The 19955-nt window shown below is 47.4% G+C and carries 34 protein-coding genes and 1 tRNA gene; 4 read left to right on the top strand and 31 right to left on the bottom strand.

Annotation, left to right across the window (positions count from 1 at the left end; translation table 11 throughout):
• Window positions 1-168: 168 nt before the first annotated feature.
• From SPD80_RS02805 to SPD80_RS02710, 20 genes are all read right to left on the bottom strand, one after another.
• Window positions 169-465 carry a hypothetical protein gene (locus SPD80_RS02805; protein ID WP_320828400.1) on the bottom strand — a complete coding sequence of 99 codons (297 nt, stop codon included), beginning with the start codon at window positions 463-465 and terminating at the stop codon, window positions 169-171.
• Window positions 458-1471 (bottom strand): phage tail tube protein, encoded by a 1014-nt coding sequence (locus tag SPD80_RS02800; protein ID WP_320828399.1) that lies wholly within the window; start codon window positions 1469-1471, stop codon window positions 458-460. The genes SPD80_RS02805 and SPD80_RS02800 overlap by 8 nt, the downstream gene beginning before the upstream one ends.
• Window positions 1464-1598 carry a hypothetical protein gene (locus SPD80_RS02795; protein ID WP_320828398.1) on the bottom strand — a complete coding sequence of 45 codons (135 nt, stop codon included), beginning with the start codon at window positions 1596-1598 and terminating at the stop codon, window positions 1464-1466. The genes SPD80_RS02800 and SPD80_RS02795 overlap by 8 nt, the downstream gene beginning before the upstream one ends.
• A complete protein-coding gene (locus SPD80_RS02790; RefSeq protein ID WP_320828397.1) occupies window positions 1588-2082 on the bottom strand; it encodes a hypothetical protein in 495 nt (164 codons plus the stop codon). The genes SPD80_RS02795 and SPD80_RS02790 overlap by 11 nt, the downstream gene beginning before the upstream one ends.
• A complete protein-coding gene (locus tag SPD80_RS02785) occupies window positions 2079-2813 on the bottom strand; it encodes a hypothetical protein (protein WP_320828396.1) in 735 nt (244 codons plus the stop codon). Before SPD80_RS02785 ends, SPD80_RS02790 begins: the two co-directional genes overlap by 4 nt.
• Entirely contained in the window at window positions 2813-2971 is a 159-nt protein-coding gene (locus SPD80_RS02780; protein ID WP_320828395.1) for a hypothetical protein, read from the bottom strand. The genes SPD80_RS02785 and SPD80_RS02780 overlap by 1 nt, the downstream gene beginning before the upstream one ends.
• A 3-nt stretch (window positions 2972-2974) precedes the next feature.
• On the bottom strand, window positions 2975-4072 hold the full coding sequence (locus tag SPD80_RS02775; RefSeq protein ID WP_320828393.1) for a phage major capsid protein: 1098 nt from the start codon (window positions 4070-4072) through the stop codon (window positions 2975-2977).
• A gap of 5 nt (window positions 4073-4077) precedes the next feature.
• Window positions 4078-4764 carry a head maturation protease, ClpP-related gene (locus SPD80_RS02770; RefSeq protein WP_320828392.1) on the bottom strand — a complete coding sequence of 229 codons (687 nt, stop codon included), beginning with the start codon at window positions 4762-4764 and terminating at the stop codon, window positions 4078-4080.
• The gene (locus tag SPD80_RS02765; protein WP_320828390.1) at window positions 4765-5988 is read right to left on the bottom strand and encodes a phage portal protein; all 1224 of its coding nucleotides are present in this window, start codon (window positions 5986-5988) and stop codon (window positions 4765-4767) included.
• Window positions 5989-6030: 42 nt separating this feature from the next.
• A complete protein-coding gene (locus tag SPD80_RS02760; RefSeq protein ID WP_320828389.1) occupies window positions 6031-7428 on the bottom strand; it encodes a terminase large subunit domain-containing protein in 1398 nt (465 codons plus the stop codon).
• Window positions 7429-7489: 61 nt separating this feature from the next.
• The gene (locus SPD80_RS02755; protein WP_320828388.1) at window positions 7490-8026 is read right to left on the bottom strand and encodes a P27 family phage terminase small subunit; all 537 of its coding nucleotides are present in this window, start codon (window positions 8024-8026) and stop codon (window positions 7490-7492) included.
• Complete coding sequence (locus SPD80_RS02750) at window positions 8023-8322, bottom strand: hypothetical protein (protein WP_320828386.1); 300 nt, start codon at window positions 8320-8322, stop codon at window positions 8023-8025. Before SPD80_RS02750 ends, SPD80_RS02755 begins: the two co-directional genes overlap by 4 nt.
• 5 nt (window positions 8323-8327) lie before the next feature.
• Window positions 8328-9164, bottom strand: a complete 837-nt coding sequence (locus SPD80_RS02745) for a ParB/Srx family N-terminal domain-containing protein (RefSeq protein WP_320828385.1) — start codon at window positions 9162-9164, stop codon at window positions 8328-8330.
• 35 nt (window positions 9165-9199) lie between these two features.
• A complete protein-coding gene (locus SPD80_RS02740) occupies window positions 9200-9400 on the bottom strand; it encodes an HNH endonuclease signature motif containing protein (protein WP_320828384.1) in 201 nt (66 codons plus the stop codon).
• A 172-nt stretch (window positions 9401-9572) separates the two neighbouring features.
• On the bottom strand, window positions 9573-9737 hold the full coding sequence (locus SPD80_RS02735) for a hypothetical protein (RefSeq protein ID WP_320828383.1): 165 nt from the start codon (window positions 9735-9737) through the stop codon (window positions 9573-9575).
• A gap of 270 nt (window positions 9738-10007) precedes the next feature.
• The gene (locus SPD80_RS02730) at window positions 10008-10439 is read right to left on the bottom strand and encodes a DNA N-6-adenine-methyltransferase (RefSeq protein WP_320828382.1); all 432 of its coding nucleotides are present in this window, start codon (window positions 10437-10439) and stop codon (window positions 10008-10010) included.
• Window positions 10440-10441: 2 nt separating this feature from the next.
• Window positions 10442-10651, bottom strand: a complete 210-nt coding sequence (locus tag SPD80_RS02725; protein WP_320828381.1) for a DUF551 domain-containing protein — start codon at window positions 10649-10651, stop codon at window positions 10442-10444.
• A complete protein-coding gene (locus tag SPD80_RS02720; RefSeq protein ID WP_320828379.1) occupies window positions 10636-10980 on the bottom strand; it encodes a hypothetical protein in 345 nt (114 codons plus the stop codon). The genes SPD80_RS02725 and SPD80_RS02720 overlap by 16 nt, the downstream gene beginning before the upstream one ends.
• Window positions 10981-11298: a hypothetical protein gene (locus SPD80_RS02715; protein ID WP_320828378.1), complete on the bottom strand. Its 318-nt coding sequence runs from the start codon at window positions 11296-11298 to the stop codon at window positions 10981-10983. It abuts the gene before it with no gap.
• Complete coding sequence (locus SPD80_RS02710; RefSeq protein ID WP_320828377.1) at window positions 11295-11510, bottom strand: hypothetical protein; 216 nt, start codon at window positions 11508-11510, stop codon at window positions 11295-11297. Before SPD80_RS02710 ends, SPD80_RS02715 begins: the two co-directional genes overlap by 4 nt.
• Before the next feature lie 177 nt (window positions 11511-11687).
• Here SPD80_RS02710 and SPD80_RS02705 point away from each other — a divergent pair, with 177 nt between their 5' ends.
• On the top strand, window positions 11688-11909 hold the full coding sequence (locus SPD80_RS02705) for a hypothetical protein (RefSeq protein WP_320828375.1): 222 nt from the start codon (window positions 11688-11690) through the stop codon (window positions 11907-11909).
• A gap of 40 nt (window positions 11910-11949) precedes the next feature.
• Here SPD80_RS02705 and SPD80_RS02700 read toward each other — a convergent pair whose 3' ends face one another.
• From SPD80_RS02700 to SPD80_RS02655, 10 genes are all read right to left on the bottom strand, one after another.
• Window positions 11950-12504, bottom strand: a complete 555-nt coding sequence (locus SPD80_RS02700) for an ATP-binding protein (protein ID WP_320828373.1) — start codon at window positions 12502-12504, stop codon at window positions 11950-11952.
• Window positions 12485-13210, bottom strand: coding sequence for a DUF6291 domain-containing protein (locus SPD80_RS02695; RefSeq protein WP_320828372.1), 726 nt, complete (start codon window positions 13208-13210; stop codon window positions 12485-12487). Before SPD80_RS02695 ends, SPD80_RS02700 begins: the two co-directional genes overlap by 20 nt.
• Window positions 13211-13217: 7 nt before the next feature.
• On the bottom strand, window positions 13218-13601 hold the full coding sequence (locus tag SPD80_RS02690; protein WP_320828371.1) for a hypothetical protein: 384 nt from the start codon (window positions 13599-13601) through the stop codon (window positions 13218-13220).
• Window positions 13602-13610: 9 nt separating this feature from the next.
• On the bottom strand, window positions 13611-13994 hold the full coding sequence (locus tag SPD80_RS02685) for a single-stranded DNA-binding protein (RefSeq protein WP_320828370.1): 384 nt from the start codon (window positions 13992-13994) through the stop codon (window positions 13611-13613).
• Entirely contained in the window at window positions 13981-14634 is a 654-nt protein-coding gene (locus tag SPD80_RS02680) for an ERF family protein (protein WP_320828369.1), read from the bottom strand. The genes SPD80_RS02685 and SPD80_RS02680 overlap by 14 nt, the downstream gene beginning before the upstream one ends.
• A complete protein-coding gene (locus SPD80_RS02675) occupies window positions 14621-15562 on the bottom strand; it encodes a hypothetical protein (RefSeq protein WP_320828368.1) in 942 nt (313 codons plus the stop codon). The genes SPD80_RS02680 and SPD80_RS02675 overlap by 14 nt, the downstream gene beginning before the upstream one ends.
• Complete coding sequence (locus tag SPD80_RS02670; RefSeq protein WP_320828367.1) at window positions 15559-16014, bottom strand: RusA family crossover junction endodeoxyribonuclease; 456 nt, start codon at window positions 16012-16014, stop codon at window positions 15559-15561. The genes SPD80_RS02675 and SPD80_RS02670 overlap by 4 nt, the downstream gene beginning before the upstream one ends.
• Complete coding sequence (locus SPD80_RS02665) at window positions 16011-16337, bottom strand: hypothetical protein (RefSeq protein WP_320828366.1); 327 nt, start codon at window positions 16335-16337, stop codon at window positions 16011-16013. The genes SPD80_RS02670 and SPD80_RS02665 overlap by 4 nt, the downstream gene beginning before the upstream one ends.
• A 219-nt stretch (window positions 16338-16556) precedes the next feature.
• Complete coding sequence (locus SPD80_RS02660; protein WP_320828364.1) at window positions 16557-16922, bottom strand: hypothetical protein; 366 nt, start codon at window positions 16920-16922, stop codon at window positions 16557-16559.
• A gap of 85 nt (window positions 16923-17007) precedes the next feature.
• Window positions 17008-17229 carry a helix-turn-helix transcriptional regulator gene (locus SPD80_RS02655; RefSeq protein WP_320828363.1) on the bottom strand — a complete coding sequence of 74 codons (222 nt, stop codon included), beginning with the start codon at window positions 17227-17229 and terminating at the stop codon, window positions 17008-17010.
• Window positions 17230-17394: 165 nt separating this feature from the next.
• Between SPD80_RS02655 and SPD80_RS02650 the strand changes: the two genes are divergently transcribed.
• Genes SPD80_RS02650 through SPD80_RS07420 form a run of 3 tightly spaced genes read left to right on the top strand, consistent with a single transcriptional unit; the run spans window position 17395 to window position 19895 of the window.
• On the top strand, window positions 17395-17712 hold the full coding sequence (locus SPD80_RS02650) for a helix-turn-helix transcriptional regulator (protein ID WP_320828362.1): 318 nt from the start codon (window positions 17395-17397) through the stop codon (window positions 17710-17712).
• A gap of 28 nt (window positions 17713-17740) precedes the next feature.
• Entirely contained in the window at window positions 17741-18448 is a 708-nt protein-coding gene (locus tag SPD80_RS02645) for a hypothetical protein (RefSeq protein WP_320828361.1), read from the top strand.
• A 4-nt stretch (window positions 18449-18452) separates the two neighbouring features.
• Entirely contained in the window at window positions 18453-19895 is a 1443-nt protein-coding gene (locus tag SPD80_RS07420; protein WP_414429690.1) for a recombinase family protein, read from the top strand.
• Here SPD80_RS07420 and SPD80_RS02640 read toward each other — a convergent pair.
• A tRNA-Asn gene (locus SPD80_RS02640) sits at window positions 19854-19928 on the bottom strand. The two genes, SPD80_RS07420 and SPD80_RS02640, sit on opposite strands and share 42 nt — an antisense overlap.
• Window positions 19929-19955 lie beyond the last annotated feature (27 nt).

Here is a 19955-nt window from a genome sequence, read left to right as displayed (position 1 = left end):
AATTGCCTACTCGCTCGCCCCTTGATTGCTCGCGCTTTTCCTCAAAGCTCTGTTTTGTTTGGTCTTTGACTGTATAGAGCTGCAAAAACTCGTCAAAGATAAGGGGGTATTCTTCATCGAGCTTTACAAGCTCATATGGAGACACCCCCGATATGCGTGCAAGCTGAGCTACTTGTCGGGCGTAAAGACTAAAGGGGCGCTATCGTCGATAGGCTCAAAGGCTATATCGTAGTTATCAGCAAGGAAGTTAAGGGCATCATCAATAGAACCATCGGGGCAGCCAAGCTCGCCAAGTTTGCCAGCCTGCTTAGCCATGAAGTATGCCCATGCGTAGTCGGTTTTACCAGTCTTGGAGTCAGTATCGGGCAAGGATGCCGAGAAGTCCTGAGACTGCCAGAGAGCAGAACGCCCGCCAATAACTTCAAGAGTTTTCTCGCCTTGAAAAGTGCACTTAACTTTAAACATAGCTCGCCACCTTATTTACAAGGGTAATCTTGATGGGACTGCCAGTCTTAGAGGCTACGCCGATGTTATCTGCGGAGAACTCGACCTCTGCGGCATTGCCATCAGGGGAAACCTGAGGGGTCTCGCAAGTCCAAGGTACGTTGAGGAACTCGACCTCAAGAGTGCACTTATCATCTTGGGAGTGCTTAAAACTCCAAGCAGCAGAGCCATACACAATCTTACCTGCGAGTTTCGTACCACTCTCGGAGCCAGTCAGAACCTTACGGATGATGGAGAAGTCATCGGGGATAGTGGTCACCTTTACGTTGGTTTGCAGCTTGGACTCTGCAATTTCAGAAGGAGAAACCTTGCCAGCGCCGCGATAGCTTGTGAGGCTATTAGACAACTCAAAATTACCCTTAGTGATGGTTACATCAGCAGTTGGGAGTTGGCTATCAGGAGAGAACTTGAATGTGCCATCGGTGGGGATGAAGTAGCCATCGAAACAAGACGGTTCAGTGGAGCCGCTCCACTGCCCGAACAAATCAGCATCAATACCAGCAGCAGTAAGACCGACCTTAAGAGGGTCGTTGCCATCAAACTCAAGATTGAGCGTGTCCATCTTACAGCCAACAGCTTTTTGCACAGTCTGCTGTGATGTATCGCCAATTTGTCCCCAAAAAGTGAGATAAGGGATCGTAGAACCGAGTGTAATTACATGCTTGTAATAGCCAGACTCGGTAGCAGATGTAGATACGCAATTGCCAAGCGTGGCAGCAGCATAAAGACCGAGCGCATCAGCGTAAGCCATAGTCTCGCAGTCAATAGCTACATTTACCTCTTTTACGTAAGACGAATTAGAGGTATTGGCACGCAGACCACAAGCAATGCCCTTTTGTTCCACACTTCGCTCTGGCTTAATAAGGCTTCCGCCAGTTAGACCGTGGCAGAAAGTAGGCTCACTAGCCGCAGTGGATTTATTTGTCTGCTTAGCTACGCCCAATAAACCGATGCTTGTATTAATCATTCTTGTTCTCCTTCTCGGCTGCGAAAGCCTTTACATACTCAATGATTTCTGCGGGGATTGTCTCCCCTTTTTTTATGCGGTACTCGCGACCGTTAATAACGGCTACGATTGCCTTCTTAGCCTTCATGGACGAGCCTCCTAAAATCCTCACTTACCATGTCATACACAGAAATGGTTGTCTCAATTTCAATTGCCGCAGTAAATCGCTTATCTGAATTGAAGTCATAACCTGCGTCACTAATGCGTGGGAGACACCTGTCAACTTTTCTGCCGAGAGTCGCATCGGCAGAAATGCCCATAATGACTGCATCTGCCCAGTAAGTTACCTGCTTTACCGCGTCATTAAAATTGGTTGATACGCACAAAAGATAGGTGCGCAGAATAAACTCGGTACGGTACTGATGAGAAGTTGCAGAGCCTTGTATTTGCACCTCAAAAGGCATAGGGTTAACCCATGCCATGCAAGCAGGACGAGCTTGTCCCAAGCCAATAGACAATACAGGTTTCTTTATGCCGTTGTCGTAAAGCTTGAGCGCCTTGTCAGATAAAACCAGCTCAAGGCGCTTATATAATGCTTCGGCTGCACGACTATAGGGGGTTACCGACCTCATAGCACCATCACCCGATTACAACCGTACTGCTCGATTACCGCATCAACCTCAGGCAGACCCGTAGCACCATCCTTACCAGCCAAAGTAAAGCGAATAAAGCCGCCTTCTACGGCTTCGCCAGTAGCACGCTCTGGCGTAGTAGATGGGCGCAAATAATAGCCAGCTAGGTTCATTACCGCAGCGGACACCTTAGCAGGTATCCAACTTACACCGTAGATGTATTCAATGGTGCCCCGCCCAAGAGGTGCCTGTACTGTGCAATTAGACAGTTGCTCGACATGGGGCGTAAAAATTGCGCTCACATCATTATGCTTGAGCCACATAAAACCACCCGTATATGTTTCCGTCTTTCCGAGACGGTCAACAAAAGAGCGGTGCGCATTTTGCTCAAATACCTCTGTAGCCGCTTGGCGAGCACGAAAAAACTGCTCATCGGTAACGCCCTGAAAATCGTCGGTATCATCTTGAGCTTTGAGCGCAGCAATTGAAAAATAATGACGCTCTACGACCTCGATAATAGCGCTGCAAACAAATGCGCCTCTATTGGTAAAGACGACCTCGCAAATATCGGGCACAGAACTAAAGACAAACTCGTCCGTTGCCTGCTCGGTCTTCTCACCTTTATAGTTGGTAATTTCTACGCGGTCGAACTCCGCGCCACAATCGAGCTTTACTTGCTCGTTGCGTGCTACGCGGAGATTCTCGCCATTATCGAGATGCAGAGTTAGCATTACTTAGCCTTGCCCTTCTTCTTAGGCTTGTCCTCTTGCTCCTCAGGCTTGTCCTCGTCGAGGAGGCCGCGCTCAGCAGCCTCCTCTTCAGACATAATTTCACCCTCAAAAGCAATAAGACGCTCATCGCGCACTACGCGCTTATCGCTAATAAACATGGCTTACTCCAAGTCAAGATTGGTCTTAGTTGCATAGCAGAAAGCAGAGGGTAGATTGACCTCGAGAGCGTTGTCAGTTTCGGCAAGAATGCAAAGCTCGTTCTTAATAAACTGGTCATTTACGTAGCCAACCTCAACCGTCATGCCATTACCGATACGGCGAGCGCGTGCAGAGTTGGCGTTATAGACCAAAATGCCGTCGCAGTCCACATCTTCGACAGCCGTCATGCCCCAGATGGTATCGGTGCCAAGTGACTGATACAGACCCTCTTTAGTCTTGTAAAGGTCGATAGCCTCTTTAATAAGTGGGTTGATGCACACGTGCGTAGGCACGCGGCGGGCAGCATCCATGACCTTAGTGCGCATCTTACGAATCGCGTCGTAATAATTCTTGCCCATGTGGTCTTCAAGCGCGATGATGCCAACTGTATTAGTTACACCAATAATGCCCGTATTGTTGTTCCCCTTGAGGTACTTAGAGTTACGAGCAATCTGTACATCTAAGGTAAGGTCATTGTTGATAACCGACATAAGGGTGTCGTAGTCGCGAAGGCTATCCTTAGAGATTGGAGCATAACCAGCTACAGTCTCCTTATTAGCTACTGCAGACTTAAAGTTATAAATAACCTTAGCCTTTGCGTTGGAGCTGCCTTCAGTTACGCCCTTCCAAGTATCGGGCTTACCAGTGGTGGCGATACGTTGCATATAGGTTACAGAACCGCTCGCAGGTACCTCAATGAGGGTGCTTGCAAAGTTGTTGAGCAGAGGCTCGCCGATAGAAGGCAAATCATAGTCAGTTTCGGTAGGGGTACCGAGGTGAGTTACGGTTACCTCATTCTGGAAACCAACGTTAAGACCTTGGAACTCATCACGTGCGCCAAGTACGCGCTCACCCAGAGTCTGACGAGGGGCAGGGGCAACTTGTGTGTTGCGTGCTTCTTGCTCGTCATTCATAACCTGCTCAAGCGTCAAATCAAGCTGCTTAATTTGACCCTCAATAATACGTGCCTCGTCTAACTTCTGGTCAGTAACAGCCTTAGCCTGCTCGACCTCAAGGCGCTTGCGCTCATTCCAGAGCTGCTTTGAATTAAAAATGCTCATGCGGTTTACTCCTTAATCGTGTACACGTGGTTGCCGAGCACGAGGCTACTTGCCTCAATTGGTAGATTATTTTCATCGTGAGATTTTTCTAACAGACCGTCTGGCACATGCTTAAAATTGCGCATCAAATCACGGTCAAGACATGCTGCATTACGCTGCTTTGTCTCGATTACCTCATCACAAAAGCCCGCTTCAAGTGCTTGTTCTGCGGTGTACCAAGTCTCGGCTGCCATTGCTGCCTTAATTTCGTCAAGCTCGGAGCCAGTGCGCGTCGCAAGAAGGCGAGCGATTGTGTCATCCAAGCCCTCAAGTTGCTTAATCACATCCATAAGCTCGTGAGCATTACCGCACGCAAAAGTCCAGGCATTGTGAATCATGAATTGGGCAAATGAAGACATGACCACTTTGTCAGCCATAATCGCAATGTATGAAGCTGCGCTTGCTGCCATACCATCAACATAGGCTGTTACTTGCCCCTCGTAACGCTGAATCGCAGAAGCAATAGCAAAACCCTCATATACGTCCCCACCACATGAATCAATGCGAATATCAATGGGGCGATTACCTAGCTCGTCGAGGGTCTGCGAAAAATTCTTCGCGGTATTAGACGAATCCTCGTCCCAGTAGTCTTTGCCAATAGTGCCGTAAATGTATACGGTCGCTTTCTCGGCTTCATTCTTGATGTGAAACATCTACTCTCCTTCTATCTTGTTGCTATCTGCATTGAACACATTTACAGAACCGTCGGGGTTGACAGTGCCGTAGTTAAGTGGGAGTAATGGCAGATTTATGCCGTCGATTGGCTTTAAGTCCTCGAGTTCGCGGACATCCTCACGGGTGTAAGTCCCGTTGAAAATCATCTGTTGGTAGTAGGCTCCACGCGCCGCATCGTCTCCGCGCATTAAGCCTTGAAGTTTAAATTTAACCTGAGCGTCGAAAAGCATCATCGAATCAAGCACGGGCTTAAGAGCAAGCTCAATAATGCGCACCTCAGGGACGATAGTATCCGTAACATAATCAATACGCATCTGCTGCCCACCATTGTAAGTGGCAACTTCGCCATCGTAGACCTTCCAGGGCGGCACGTTGCACGCGCGGCAAACTTGATGAAGAACCCATTTCTGTTGTTCAATCAAACTCGCGTCTTTCATCGTCTGATTATCAGTAATCCACTTAGCACCATGCGCAAATATTGGAGTTTCGCCAGCATTGCCAACGCCAGATTTACTCTTAATTGCCGCCTTGAGGTCTGTAAGTTCTTCGGACTTTAATTTCGAATCGTTAGGAACCTCGACATGACCTAATTGGTGATTGCCGTTATTAAGCATCGCGCGGTAAAAACGCTCGAGGTCAATTGACAAGCCTATTTGCTCAGCAGCGAGACTCGCAAGAGAAACACCCTTTACAGCATCGCGAGTAATCGCAGTAGGGATATTGATAATTTCATCAGCAAAGTAATTACCAGCTGGTACGTATTTATCACCCGACGAAACCGAATAAACGGTTCTCTTACCCTTTGGGCGAGATGAATCGTAATCATGTGATACCGCAACGTTAACAGGATAAATTGCAACGGGAACGCCGCCGCTCCACTCCACATACCAGTACGCATTACCTAAGGTGTCTCGTCTGAGAACCGTCCAAGCCATTAAAGAGGCTGCGGACATATCCTCATTAACCATGCCATTAAGTAATTTAGCGAGGGGGTTATCATTTAACTTCGTGTGTCCCTTAGACAGCACGATTGAAACTGGCAAAGATGCCATAGAACGAGCCTTGGTCTGCACACACGCCGCAAAGTCAACGGACATTAAAGAGCCGTAATTTGCAGGCGTGGGCAACATGATACGTTGCCCGTTATCATTGATAGCCACAGGCTCATCACGCTTATAAAACATGTTGTAAAAAAGACCCATGTATCCTCCTTTACTCAAAAAGAGGATATTTTTGGCGTGAGATTAGTTAAAGGTAGCGACATACTCGTCTTGCCCTGCTACAAGTTTATGATAAGCAAGCATTGCAATAGCCAAGGCAATGGCAGCATCAATTTTTGACTTCTTTTTATTCTTTCCAAATCGTGAGCCAAAAGGCTCCCGGTCAAGCTCTACTGTATTTGACAGGTGCTCTTTGAGTTTTGGACACTTATTTATTTTTAGACTACGACCTTTAATAGCTTGCATTACTAGAGATGTTGCTTGGCACATGGTCGGGTTGTTCTGCGCAAAGCTTACTGTTTCAATGCCGTGGACTTTTTGGAGCTGTGAGTCCATGACAATTAGGCGATTAGGATCTATGCCTATTACTTCCGGACGGTATTCAGAATCAAGCCAGACTAAAAGCTCGATAATCTGGTTGAGGTCATAATGCCCTAATTCTTCATCTGGCGTATCGAATACCCATTCCTTTGTATAGCCGACGGTTTTACCTTTGGCAGTCTTGCTCTCTTGGTATGCGACTATCGCGAAAGAGTCACCCGCAGTTGCGCCATCGATGCCAATAGCAAATGGTTTGTTCAAGTCAAAATTATTACGACCCCGATAGCAAGTATTTAGCTGGTTAGACGTAAAACAGCTATATTCGCTTTTGTCGCGCGGGAAGCGATTAGCTGTGTATCGCTCAAAAGACCGCTTAGAAGTTGCAGAGCCTCGCTGATCTTGAATTGATTCCCAGCTAACCCAAGAAGCACAGAGCAGAGGCTCCCAAGATTTACGTTTATTAATATCGGCATTATCATCAAGACCGAGCCAATATAAATACATGCTCGAATCGTCATCTGCTTTTTCTAATGTATCCCAAAGAAAGCCTTCCCGAGAATCGCCTGCAGTAGTGATGCCGATAGCCAAAGGATTATTTAAAACCTTTTGACCTTTCACGCCCGCGTCCCAGACTTTTGAATCTTTATAGGTGTGCAACTCATCAAAAATAACAACATTTAAGTGCCACGATTCCAGGGCATCAGCTTTATTCGGGAATACCATTATCTTGGCACCCGTTTCTTTGTGTGTGATAACGTCTTTTCCAATTTGCCATTGCTGCGACCATGTGTCGTTGAGCTTAATCATAGTCGCGATTTTCTCAAAAATATTGCGTACCTGGTCTTTCGAGGAAGCGACTACACCATACTGCCCGTTATGAATTACCTCCATCGTGGATATGACAAGCACAAGAGCAGCAGCAAGTTCTGTTTTACCAAAACCAGAAGGCAAGCCGATAATTGCACGACGATATTTTCTCTTGAAGCCGTCGGTGGTCATTTTCCCACAGGCAAATAATGGCTTCCAAATATTATCCCGTTGGAATGGCTCTAATAAAAAAGGTTTGCCATAATATCCGTCGTTCGATACATGGCAGCACATAGAGGACAAGCACCTCTCATAGTCGCGCGCAATAGTAAGACCTGCACGCGAATATTTAGTCTTAGTCCTCCTCAACTTCTATTTCTCCTTCTAGCTCATATGCCGAATCAATACTCGAAAACATTTTTGCGGTATCTGCTGCAGTCTTAACCGATGTAGCATCCATAAGCCCAATACGTGATCGTGCTAAAGGCGAAAGCCCGAGAATGTCAGACAGCGCGCGAATTTCTGAGGTTGCTTCCTTGAGAATCTGCAAGGCGGGGTTCTTCCTGACAAGCGGAACCTCTCGACCATCCTCGGTTTTATATGGCTTCACACCTATCTTGTCGAAAATATTTATGCGCCCATCCTCAGAATGGATAGCCTGCTCGGCTTGCTGTGCTACGGCATGCCAGTAGGTTAATCGTCTAAGGATTAAAACATCTTGAGGTGCAAAATTATTTACAGGTGGCGCAAGCCAAGCCCAAATCTCAGACTGCACGGGGTCACGCGCAATATCAGGCGGCATAGTAACGCCTGATGATTCTTCTTTGGCTAAGCCGTAAGCATCACTAAGCCCGCGACGGATTGCATTTTGTTTGGGTTTTGCCCCCTTCATAGTCCCTCACCTCGCAGAGCGTCCTCAAGCTTTTTAGCTACGCGGCGCAGTTTGAGACACAAAGGCGAATGCGTCATCATTGATGCCCGAGATAAATCAGATGCAGCAATATGCGCCTGTTGAATCGTGGACTGCACTTCTTCGGCAGTCATAATCGCAGTGGCTGCAGGTGGCTGCAACTCACCAATATATGGAACGCCGCGTTGTGCCATGAGGCGGCATTTATTCGAGCAATATTTAGCAGTTTTACGTTGAGCTGTAAATTCGCGCCCGCAGACTTCGCAGTTCTTAATCATTTAGATTAAGCCCCCCCCGCAGAAAATAGCGCATCTGTATCTGCTTCATTTGCAGAATTGCCGCACATAATTCTATGTTCTCCAAGCTGCCAAATATCGCCGCGCTTGCATTTGCAAATTACAGTTTCTGGCAACTCATCAGCAGCTTCATCAACAGATGGTGGAGTTTCGTTAAAACAAAACTCTTCAAAACCAAGTGCTTCCCAATTCATATTGAGGTTATCCATATCAGCTACTAAAATCTCATAGTCAAAGCCACTCGACATAGTGGTCTGATTGTGCACATGTGTATAAGCTCGTCGTTGTTCGTCAGTCAAATGGTCAAGGTAAATAACAGGCGCGGTTGTAATGCCGAGTTTCTTTAATGCAAGCACGCGACCGTGCCCCTCTACTATTTCAGGCTTTCCATCCTCATTGTGCCAAACGCCGATAGGGTCACAGTTTCCAAAAGTTGAAATGCTCTCGGCTATCTCATCTATTTGTTTTTGCGGATGCTCCTTAGCGTTGTTCGCATAAGGGGCAAGCTCATCTACGGGCAATTCTGTTACTTCAAGTTTTGGCATCGGACGCATACATTTTCCTTTCTCGGTTGCACTGAGAATAGCCATGCCGTGAGATAGCGGCTCAAAAAATCGAGAAGTTAGCGGCTCACCCCCCAAACCTCCAATTTCGTAGCGATAGATTTTGTTGACAGGGACGCGGGGTATACACATCGCTTTTTCAATTTTTTGAGGGGTACCCCCATCCACCAACAAACCAAGCCCCCCCACCACACCCCCCAACAAACCCCCAAAATGCATAAAAAAACGTACAGGGTCGTTCCTGACGACACCTGTACGCATAAAACACTAACTATTCGATTGTATCCTGCATAAAACTATCTACGCTTACGCCTTGCCGCGTCTACAAAACCGTGGCAGCTCTTACATAACAGCATCAGGTTACCAACTCCATTACCTCCACCATCACACAGAGCTTTAATGTGATGTATCTCTCCACCCATGCCCGAGGTCTGCCATCGCTTGCCATCCCACCAGGCTACCACTCTTCCGCACTTCTCGCACTTGCCACCTGCCATACTGATAACCTGCTGCCTTGCTTGTCTATATATCTTATCGTTGTAGCTGGTACGCCAAGGCTCACGCTTGCCCCTGGTCTGGTCTGCTGCTGTAGGCTTACGCTTGCGTAGTGGCTTACATGTGCACCTCTTCCCTGCCTCTACTACACGCCCACAATCAGGACAGAATCTCTTACGAGTCATCGCGCAATCTATCTTGTAGCTTGCTCTCCATTACCTTAGCTATAGACTCTGCAGCCTGCTTCAATTCGAGCAGGTTAAGCCCCTTAGCCTGTGCAGCCTCGAGCATCGCAGTAATACCTATCTCAACACGTTGCTCATTATAAATATCGTCCATACTCATCCCCCTATGGTTAAACGCTGGATAATATGCAACAACTTCATTGCTTAAGATACGCTTAACAATATTTAATTCAAACATTTACATCACACACTATATCTAGCTGCTTCTCTGATGCCGTACAGCTTCCCCACTCTCGGCAATTAGTCCATAAATTTCTTAACGTACAAAACGTTTTTGGTCCACCACAGTCAATAGTTTTTTGCTCATAGGGGCAATGAAAAGGATCGGGCTTATCCAGCGTAAATAGGCTTAATTGGTCTTGCATTATGCCCATCTCTCAAAAACTACTATCGCACTTGGAAATGGGGCGGCGTTTTTGCTATCGCTAAAATGCAGCCGCCCACGAATAAACCTAATATCAGATGCATTGGGGAACACATAATCATGCCAGTAAGCTGTGTCTGTGCGTGCTGGAATGAGCATCACCACAACCCCTCCTACAGCTTCAGAAGCCTTTTTAACCCACTTAGCAATCTGCCTGCCGTAGGGAGGATTGCACCAAACACGCTCACCATCCCAAGACTGAGCCAAACCGTCTTCTCGTATCGTCCAATGCTTGTCTACAAGTGCATTTTCATGTGTGCTTGCTGCATCTACTGTGAATTTAAATTCACGGTCTAGTGCGTCAAACAGATCTTGAGGGGTGCGCCACTCATTACTTGCACTTGAGCGTAAGCCACTAGTAAAGGTAGTCATCCCTACTCCACCTCATAAGGCTTTGGTAGTGGCATCCAGGCGATTATCTCTGCTTCTACTGGTTCCTCATTTTCAAAAAACCAACCAAAATCATAATCGTAGAATGCAGTCTGAGGTGCAGTGCATGTCTCGCCTGTGTCTAAAACGCTAAGTGTAAGAAGCACCAGCATATCTTCTTTAGGCAACTTCTCACTTACTAGTATCCATTGCATTGCTCCTCCTTTTCACGCATTTGTTCTTCAAAGCTTTCCCTAAGCTCAATAAGAGCATCTAAGCGCTTTTGCTCTATGTCTCCAAGTACCTCAAGCTCTTCTTCATCGAGTTCAAAAGTTGTGATAGAGCAGTGAGGAGCCAGAGCATCTTGACAGCGTATGATTGCCTTGAGCCTTCTTCTCTTTGGGATAAAAAACTCAAGCTTACGCGCGCAGAGCTGAGTAAATTCAGTATTCTGTAGATTGAGGGTGCGTTTTATCTGCTCGTCAATTGCCGCTTTAATTCCTTCTAGACCAACTTCATATGGGTCTGGTAGTCGCCACTTCATTTACTTCTCCTCCACAATACGTGCGCCGCAGTTTGGACAATAATTAGGCTCGCATACATCACCGCACCAGCCGCACGCGGAGCAGGCAAAATCGTAACCCTCGCCGTTGGTACCTTCCTCGCCGCCGAAGTCATTGCACGTCGGGTCTATCAGGTCGGCAAGACGGTCAAACATCTGGTCATCTGCGTCTTCGTAAGATAAAAATCCAAGTGCACGCATCAAATCTTCTACCATCCATGGATAACCGCGCTGATTACACTCTTCTTTTGTTTCGCGTAGCTTCTCGGCTATCTCTTTGCGCTGTTCAAAAATATTCATTTAAGCTTCCCTTCTGGGCATGTTTGTGAGCCTCGAACTGGCTCGATGCCATCTAATACGCCATCGCGGTTAAAGTCTGCAAGCAGCGTACATACTCCGAACTTCTCTACGCCCGAATCGTATGCCTCGACGAAATACATGCATCTCTTGCAATGGTCGTGATAACGCTCGTCTACCTCAGGCGGTTCACCTGCGTATTTGCTGCTAAACATTTAAATCTCCCTTATGACGAGCCTCTCACTCGTCCTTGTATTAAATATGTGCCACTCACCGAATAGGTAAAGCTTTGGCGAATGTGCCCCGTACTGCCAGAGCAGGTCACCACGCCACCAGGCATCGAATGCCTCTTGGTCGTCCCACTGCCACCGAGCGCAAAGGTATGCGCCTCCATGAAAGCCGTTATGGCATCCTGTCGTGCCGCTGCCACACAAGGCGAAAAGTGGGCTGCGCAGGATAAAGCCCGCAAGCTCGAAGGTCTCGCCTTGCCCTCGTGGAATGACGTGGTGACAATTACTCGCAGCCATCCCGCACACACAACACGCCTCGTCAGTGAGCTGGTAACGCTTGCTCTTACCGATATACTCAGCTCCAATGTGAGGCTTACCGTATAGCTCGGCTTTGCCGAGACTTAGCCCGTGCAGCTTGGATTTATCAAGCATGGAGCCTCCTATCTTTACCAGTAACCTCGATAAGCTCACACGCACCAGCGATACGTGATGCCAACCTCTGACCGCTCACTCCGCCCCACAGGCTGCGCAACTCTCCGAGGCGGTAATTGCTCGTAAAAATCGTTACTTTACCTGTACAAACGCGATAATCTATGAGCGTTGTAAGCGTCTCCATTGACCAATCGGTTATTTTCTCCACGCCCAAATCATCCAAGACAAGCACGCGATAGCCCTTAACACGCTCAAGTGTGCCGTGGTTTTCGTCGAAATCAGCACGTATATCAGCTAATAGCTGCGAGACGGTCACCAACTTAGAGCTGCCTAAAGCGTCCTTAACTGCCTCAGCTGCTGCATAAGTCTTGCCTGTACCGCATGTACCGAACAGAAACGCACCCTTACCACCTTGAGCAAGCTTCGAGACACGTGCACCAAGCTCTGAGCTTGCCTCGGCATAGCATCCGTAAAGCCCTGCTTTTTGCAGCTTTGACCTGCGAATACTTTCCATAATTGCCCGCTCGTCAGAGGAGAGAGTACTCATCGATAACCTCCTCTCGATGTGGTGGTGTGCGCTTCAAGGGTTGAGACGGCGAGGCACGCTTGCACCAGTTACGAACTGCGGCACGCCAGTCTTTCATCGGTGAACTGCCGACCTTCCACCCCTTCGAGGCGTAGAAGTCACAGAATCGCTCAGGGTCGATGATGTAACCTTTTTCGTCTGCGTAGGCTTGGACTTCTTCGGGCGTGGGTGGAGCAAAGCGCTTGCGCTTTGGCTTATCTTCCTTCTCTGTACTGTACTGTTTTGTAATGTTATGTACTGTACTGTTATGTAATGTAATGGCTTCGGCACCCTCCGAACCCCCCTTTACATCATCGCTAAGGGGGGTTTCTACACCACTAAAGGGGGGTTTATCATCTTGCAAACCCCCCTTTTCACAATCGCTAAGGGGGGTTTCGCAATTACTAAAGGGGGGTTTAGCACCCTCCGAACCCCCCTTTACATCATCGCTAAGGGTTGGTTTCTTATTCCCACGCCCGCCATTTTTACCAGCTGCACGAGCAGCTTTTGAGTAATCAATATCATCTTTAAGTGATTCAAAGATTACATTACAAGGAAATTCAAGCTCTGGCACAATGCCAAAGGTGCCGTACTGGACAATAGCAGTGACAATCTCACGAAACAGCTCATCGGGGAGCTGCTCTATCACACGAGTAAATTTAGGCTGCCAAGTAAACTTCTCTCCCATGATTTACCTACACAAGCTTTGCTTGCTCGTCTGAATACTCAAGGGGTAAAGGCATAAGCTCAGGGAAAAGCTCCATGCAGATATCTTGACCGACCAAAGGCTGTACTGCCAGTAAGTCTTTCATGCTACGAATCTCAACCGTAAGCTGTGCTTTTTCTTGGTCAAGTGTGATTTTCTTAATAACGCCCCGAGCTTGCGCAATGCCGTAATTATCTTCACGGTGCTTTTTAAGCCAGGCTAACTCTTGGCTTTGCTTTATGGCATAGTCAAATAGACTCTCCCAGTCTTTATAAAAAAGTCCATGAGCATCTAAAAATTCATCGAGATTCTGAATGTGTGTAAGCTCAAGCTTGATAGCTTCTTTAAGCTCGTAGATTTTATTCTCGTCCATAGTGGCTCCTTAAAATGGAATATCTTCGTCATCGGTGGTCTGTGGCTCTTGGTAGCTTGGCTCAGCAGGCTTGCTTGCTGTGAAATCTATATCGTCGCAAATGATGCGCAGCTTGCGGCGATTGGTACCGTCTTGCGCCTGCCACACTTGCTCGTCTAAGTGCCCCGATACGGTTACGTGAGAGCCTTTAGTGATGTATCGGCTTACACTTTCGGCACGTGCGCCAAAGAGCACTATATCAACCCAATTAGGCTTGTTCTCCCACTGCTCGCCACGCTTTACGCGTGCGTTGACGCACACAGAAAAGCTCAAGATATATGAGCCACTCTGTGTTGCTTTAAGCTCAGGCGTGTGCCCGATATTGCCCGAAATGACTACGCTATTTATGCTCACGATTCTGCCCCTTCACCATAAGTGCCAACTGCTTACCAGTCTCAAGTAACTGCTCCTCGGTGAGGTCTGCCACGCCAGCCCCGAACATCGAATGAACCATCTCATTAAGTAGCTCAGGATTAGCGAGCTGCCCTTGCAGCTCTGCAATACGGTCTAATAACTTCTCTCGCTTGCCTGGCTGTGAGCTAGGCTGTGGCTTAGCTTGAGGCTTAGCTTGAGGCTTAGCCTTAGCTATTGCCTCTGCGTCATCGTCAGGTTCACCCGTAATGCCCCAGTCAGTTTGTGCCTGCTGGCGCTTGGTGTAGGTAAGCGCCGAACCAAATTGCTGCGAATTGGGGACGTACTGCACGGGGAATACGCTCAAGTCGAGAATATCCCCTGCCTCGTTTGTCACGTAAGATCTTAGATGCGCGCGCGTCATCTCCTCGGGGTCGTAATTGAACTCTTGAACGTATGCCAGCCCCTCAGCCTTGCAGGCTTCGCGTACAACCCTCAACGTTTCCTTTAGGGTTGCATATTTATTCCTAAAATGCGGATTCTCGCCGTCCAAATCAGGGTTTTTGCATTTGCCCCAGGCACGTGTAAAACGTGCGTAAATGGTCTGCAATGCCTCTGTGGTATTTGTCTTAGTGGTTGCCATTGAGCCTCCTGTATACGTCCTCAAGTGTGCCTTGCTGGGAAATTGCCATTACGTCACAGTGACGGAAGGCATCTACAATTTCGTCTACTAAAAGCTCAGTAGCGCTAGGAATAATTACCACCCATGCGCTGCGCTTCTCCTCTTGTGCTGGCTTAGCCTCAACCACTGCTTGAGGCTTCTCTACTGGCTTTGGAGTTTCTACCACTTGAGGCTTCTCATCCTTGATGGCTGCCTTCTCTGCCTCAATGCGAGCCTTACGCTCTTCCTCAAGCTTTGCTACACGCAAGCGCTCTGATGACTTACGTAAAACCTCGCCCAAGTCGAGCGTTTGAAAGTAGTCGGCTTTCATCGCTTTACGCTCTGCTTCATCTACGTCTTGAGCGTCGATGGTTTGCTCATCCTCAGCTATCTGGTCTACGTGCTTGTAAAGTGATTGCTTAATAGCCTCAGAATTAGTGGAGAGATTCTCCCACTTCTCCTCTGCTGCATATTTCGCACGAAGCTTTGAGAAGGGCACCAGCTCAACCAGTGCAGGGGCATAATCCATATATGCAGCCTCTACATCTTGCAGTTTTGAATCAATGACAAGTGCTTCCCATTGCTCAAGGTAATGCTTATAGTCTGCATCAATGGTATTCAGTGGCTGCAGAGCCTTACGCTTACCTGCCTCGACTGTAGAGACAAAATCTTTAATAACCTTGAGCCTTGCTGCTGCTTCGTCGGTAATAGCCTTGATCTCTTTGCGTGCTTGCGTACGCGCAAGCTTGGAATCTTTATAATCTGCCTGACTTACAATCTCGTGGGGGGAATAATCTCCCACGATAGTGTCTACACGCTCCTGTATGCTTGCGAGCCATTTATCGGCTTCGGATAGCTCGCGAAGCTCGTCATCAATGACAGTAGCTTGCGCTTGTACAGTTTCGGTCATGATAACCTCGTATTCTCGTAGTATCCAATAAGTAAAAAGATATAGGCATTCGCCTCGTCCTTACGATCGGCAATGTTTGAAAAATGCACATGAGCATCTGTCACTTGCTTATCGTCTACGTACGCAATGCCATTTAGAGCATCGCAAACAAGTTTCAGCACGTTATCGGCATCAGGCGTTCTTAAGTCTGGTGCTCCGACTCTCTTTAGGTCGCTTTTCGCAGCAGGGCGGACGATTTTCAAAAAAACACGTACTTCGTCAGCCCACTTTGCCATTTCCAAGCCATGTGACTTGATAAATTCAGCCTTGATATAGTCCTCTGCTGCTTTGGTTGTTTTGGGTGTATAAGCGTGACCACCAGCAAATCGCGGGCGCTGCTTTGTCGGTATTTTCCCGCTTGGGAAAGTAAAGCAACCTTGTACGGTTTTAACAAGCTTCTTTTCCCAGCTCATAAAACCGCCCCCGTAAAGCCATCTACCTTAGATTTTGCAAGCCTAAAGCGCAGCTTGTAATCTTGCTCTAAAGCAATGCGTGCAAGTGCAGGAGCTAAAGCATTTGCAATACTGATGTGATATCGATGCCTTAAGGCTTGGAGAAGATAATTAGGACTTGCGGGAGCATGAATAGACTCAAGCTTCGCGAGCTGTAAGTAATAGCCCCATTCGTCGGGGTGCTCGTCTACCCATTTACGAGCTTTATTCATAAGCTCCTCGCCATCCGAGCCAAGCCCGCGAAGCTCTAATTGCTCAGATGGTTTCTCTCCGTAGTACCTCATGATAGCCCCGCTACCTGCTGTAATGCAGGGATGAGGCACATAAAGACAAATGCCATGATGAGCACGAGGGAAAAGCAAGCGCCGGCGCAAAAGCCGCTCTTAAAAGCCAATCTCTCACGCTGTGGTACACTAAACGTACCTTTTTGGTATTGAGTGCTCATACCGTGGTGGGGACGGGCACTCTTTTTTGCGGTAATCACTATAAAACATCTCCTATTCTCAAACTTTTCTCAAAATTTTTAAATCTTCACGAAATCTATTCTTTTGCGAATAAATTGCTTGACGCGCCTTGTTTTCCTGCTCCTCCCTTCTCAATTCCTCCTGCATTTCTCGCATTTCCTCAGTAAGCTCTTCACGGCGCTTCTTCTTCGTGCAGCAGATGCACCAGCCCGTCTTAGTGCTCAGAGGCTTAAAAGTGCGCTGCCCGCACTTTGGGCAAAACCAGCTCGGACGCAATGAAATGCCCAGCCTGCTTGCCTGTAGCTCTACCGAGTGCTTAGAGCGCCCAAGAGCCGCGCCAATGACTTCTGCGCCGTCGTTGGCATGCTTAGTGAGATAGCGGAGTTCGCGCGTCGTCCACCTCATGAACAGGGCTTCCCCGCTGCGAGCCACTCGAGATACTTTTTCACGAGCACGTATGCCATGCGCTTTACCAGCAACTCTTCGGTGGTCATTTTGCAACCGCCGCGTTAAGTGAACGCTCCTCGCACATGTCAAGAAGATAACTGGCATTGCATAGATAGAACCGACACGCACGGATAATAAAATCACCAGGCATGCTTGTAGGTTCGTTTTCATACTTCGCCAGAGTCTTGGGAGAAACAGCAAGCTTAGAAGCCGCCTCCGATTGCTTTAGCCCCAACCTTGTACGTTCAGATGCTAAGTTTTTCATTAGTACTCCTCTCAGTTAACTATGCATCTAATTGGTACTTACGATTCTAATAGTACGCGCGAGAATAGTACATGTCAATAATAATTCTGTACAATTACACTTTAAATTGGTACTATCTATACTAATAACCGTAAGCTCTTACCGATTCTAAGGGGGTCGTGAGATTTGCAAACACGATTAAAAGAGGTGAGAAAAGATGCTGGATATAACCAGCAAGAAGCCTCAAAACTGTTCGGAGTATCACTAGGAACCTATAGGAATTGGGAGCAAGGGCGCGTAATAATGAATGGGAAACAGCTTATTCAAGCTGCGGAAATATTTAATTCTAATATTGATTACATTCTTATGACTGATAAAGAAATAAAAGAAACGACGCAACAACAAGAAGAATTAGATGCAATTTTTCAAAAACTTACAAAGCAAAGTCGAGCAGTCTTGCTTGATGTCGCGAAATCACTTGAATTACGCGAATCTATAAATTAACAAAGGTGTTTAAAGCTTAGGAGGAACTATGAACTTGTCACGTCGCGATTTTATCGGTCTTTCTGCTGGTGCTTTTGCCATTGGGCTTGTAGGGTGTGCAGGCAAGCCCACCGTACAAAAAGAGCCGCAAGCAGCTACGGAAGCTAAAGAGCAGGATAAACCAACACTTGAGGTAGCAGATTCAGGCTTTTATATGGATGAATACGGAAGTGCCCACTTTGCTGCAAAGATAACCAATAACAGTACAGAATATGCCGCAGCGCAAGTTGATATTACGGCATCTGCCAAGGATACTGATGGAAAAATACTCGGGACATATCCATGCTTACTAAGTGCGATTTATCCTAATGGCAGTGCTTTTGTCGGCGGCAATATCCCTGTATCTGGAGAGGTAAAAACCGTAGAGTTCACAATTGCAGATAAAAAAGACATGTGGCAAAAAACAAAGCAAACGCAAGATGAATACACAAAGACGTTTTATGCCGAAAATCTTAATGTGACAAACGATGGTATTCCACAAGTCACAGGTGAGGCGATAAGCACGTCAAAATATGATTTTCAGCAATCAAAAGTAATTGCTGTGCTTATGGATAACAGTGGAAAGATTATCGGCGGAGACTGCACATACCTTGATAATCTTACAGCTGGCGCAAAACAGCCGTTCTCAGTATTTCTCGGAAAGATGCCAGAATACAAAGATGTTATCGCATACGTAGACGCTGGCACCAAGAAATAAGCCAATGAAAACAGCCGTAATCTATGCCCGTTTCTCGTGCTCCAAACAGCGAGAAGCCTCTATCGATGACCAGCTGCGTGTGTGCCATGACTGGTGCACACGCGAAGGCTATACAGTCGTAGCCGAATACTGCGACTATGCGATGAGTGGCAGGACAGATAGCCGCCCCGAGTTTCAAAAAATGATAGCCAACGCGGGTGAATCGGATATTGTGCTCGTCTATATGATGGACAGGTTTTCGCGCGACCCTTTCGACGCCCCTATATATAAGCGTGAGCTTGAGCGTAAGGGCGTACGTCTCGTATCGTCCTTAGAGGCTATCCCAGATAGCCCCGAGGGCATTATCTATGAGAAACTCTTAGAGGGTCTTGCGGCTTGCGAGAGCCGTAAGACATCAATTCGCACACGTCGCGGCATGGAGGGCAACGCCCTGCAGTGCAAGACGAATGGGGTGCGCGTCTACGGCTACTATGCAGACGAAACCGACCACTACGCCATTGATATAGACCAGGCTGTTATTGTGCGTGAAATCTTCAATCGCCGTCTCAACGGCGAGGCTGTATCCTCCATAGCCTCAGACTTAGCCATGAGAGGGGTTAAGACATATACAGGTCGTAAATGCAGCCACACAATGGTGAACAATATTCTGCATAATCGTAAATATATGGGGCTATATTCATGGGCTGGAATCGAGAAGAAAGACGGAATGCCTCGAATTATCGATGATGATACTTTCTATGCGGTGCAGACTGTCAAGGGCAAGAAACAGCGTAAGAATGAGAGTTGGGGTGACTTTATGCTCGCTGGTAAGATTATCTGCGCAGAATGTGGAAGAAATATAGTCGGTACCTCTGGCAGGGGTCGAGGAAATAAAAAATATGAATACTATGCTTGCAAAAATTGCAAATCAAAGCCCATACGTAAAGAGCAGCTCGAAAGTATGATCGTAGAAGCCATCCGTAGCCTTATGAGCGACCGCAAGGAAGCCCTGAGAGTGGCTGAGATAGTAATTAAGGCTGGAAACGATAAATCTACCGAAGATGATATGAGAGTGGCTAAGAAGTCACTACGCGAGGCTGAGGACGGCTTGAATAATATCTTGCAAGCCATCGAGGCAGGCGTAATACATCCCAATGCCAAGGAGCGTATGGCAGAACTTGAGGCACAGAAGGCACGCGCCGAAAGAGATATTAAAGAGCTTGAGGCGGTTCGCATAGATTTGCAAACATTCGCCGACTTCTTGCAATTTGGGGCGACTTTGGACGATGCAAGCTTACTGGATGCCTTTGTCTATCAAGTATTAATTGACAAGAAAGAGCTGGTAGTTAGCCTAAATTACTCATCAGTTGCAAACAAAAACGAACCCGCAAGATTGACCATCTCACGGGTTCGCACAATTTCTAACTGGCTCCCCGGGCAGGATTCGAACCTGCGACACGCTGATTAACAGTCAGCTGCGCTACCACTGCGCCACCGGGGAATGCTGCAAGCAACGAATAATAAGTAT

The organism is Atopobium sp. (genome assembly GCF_034113385.1).
Taxonomy (GTDB): Bacteria; Actinomycetota; Coriobacteriia; order Coriobacteriales; family Atopobiaceae; genus Atopobium.
This window is presented reverse-complemented; position numbering and strand designations above follow the sequence as displayed.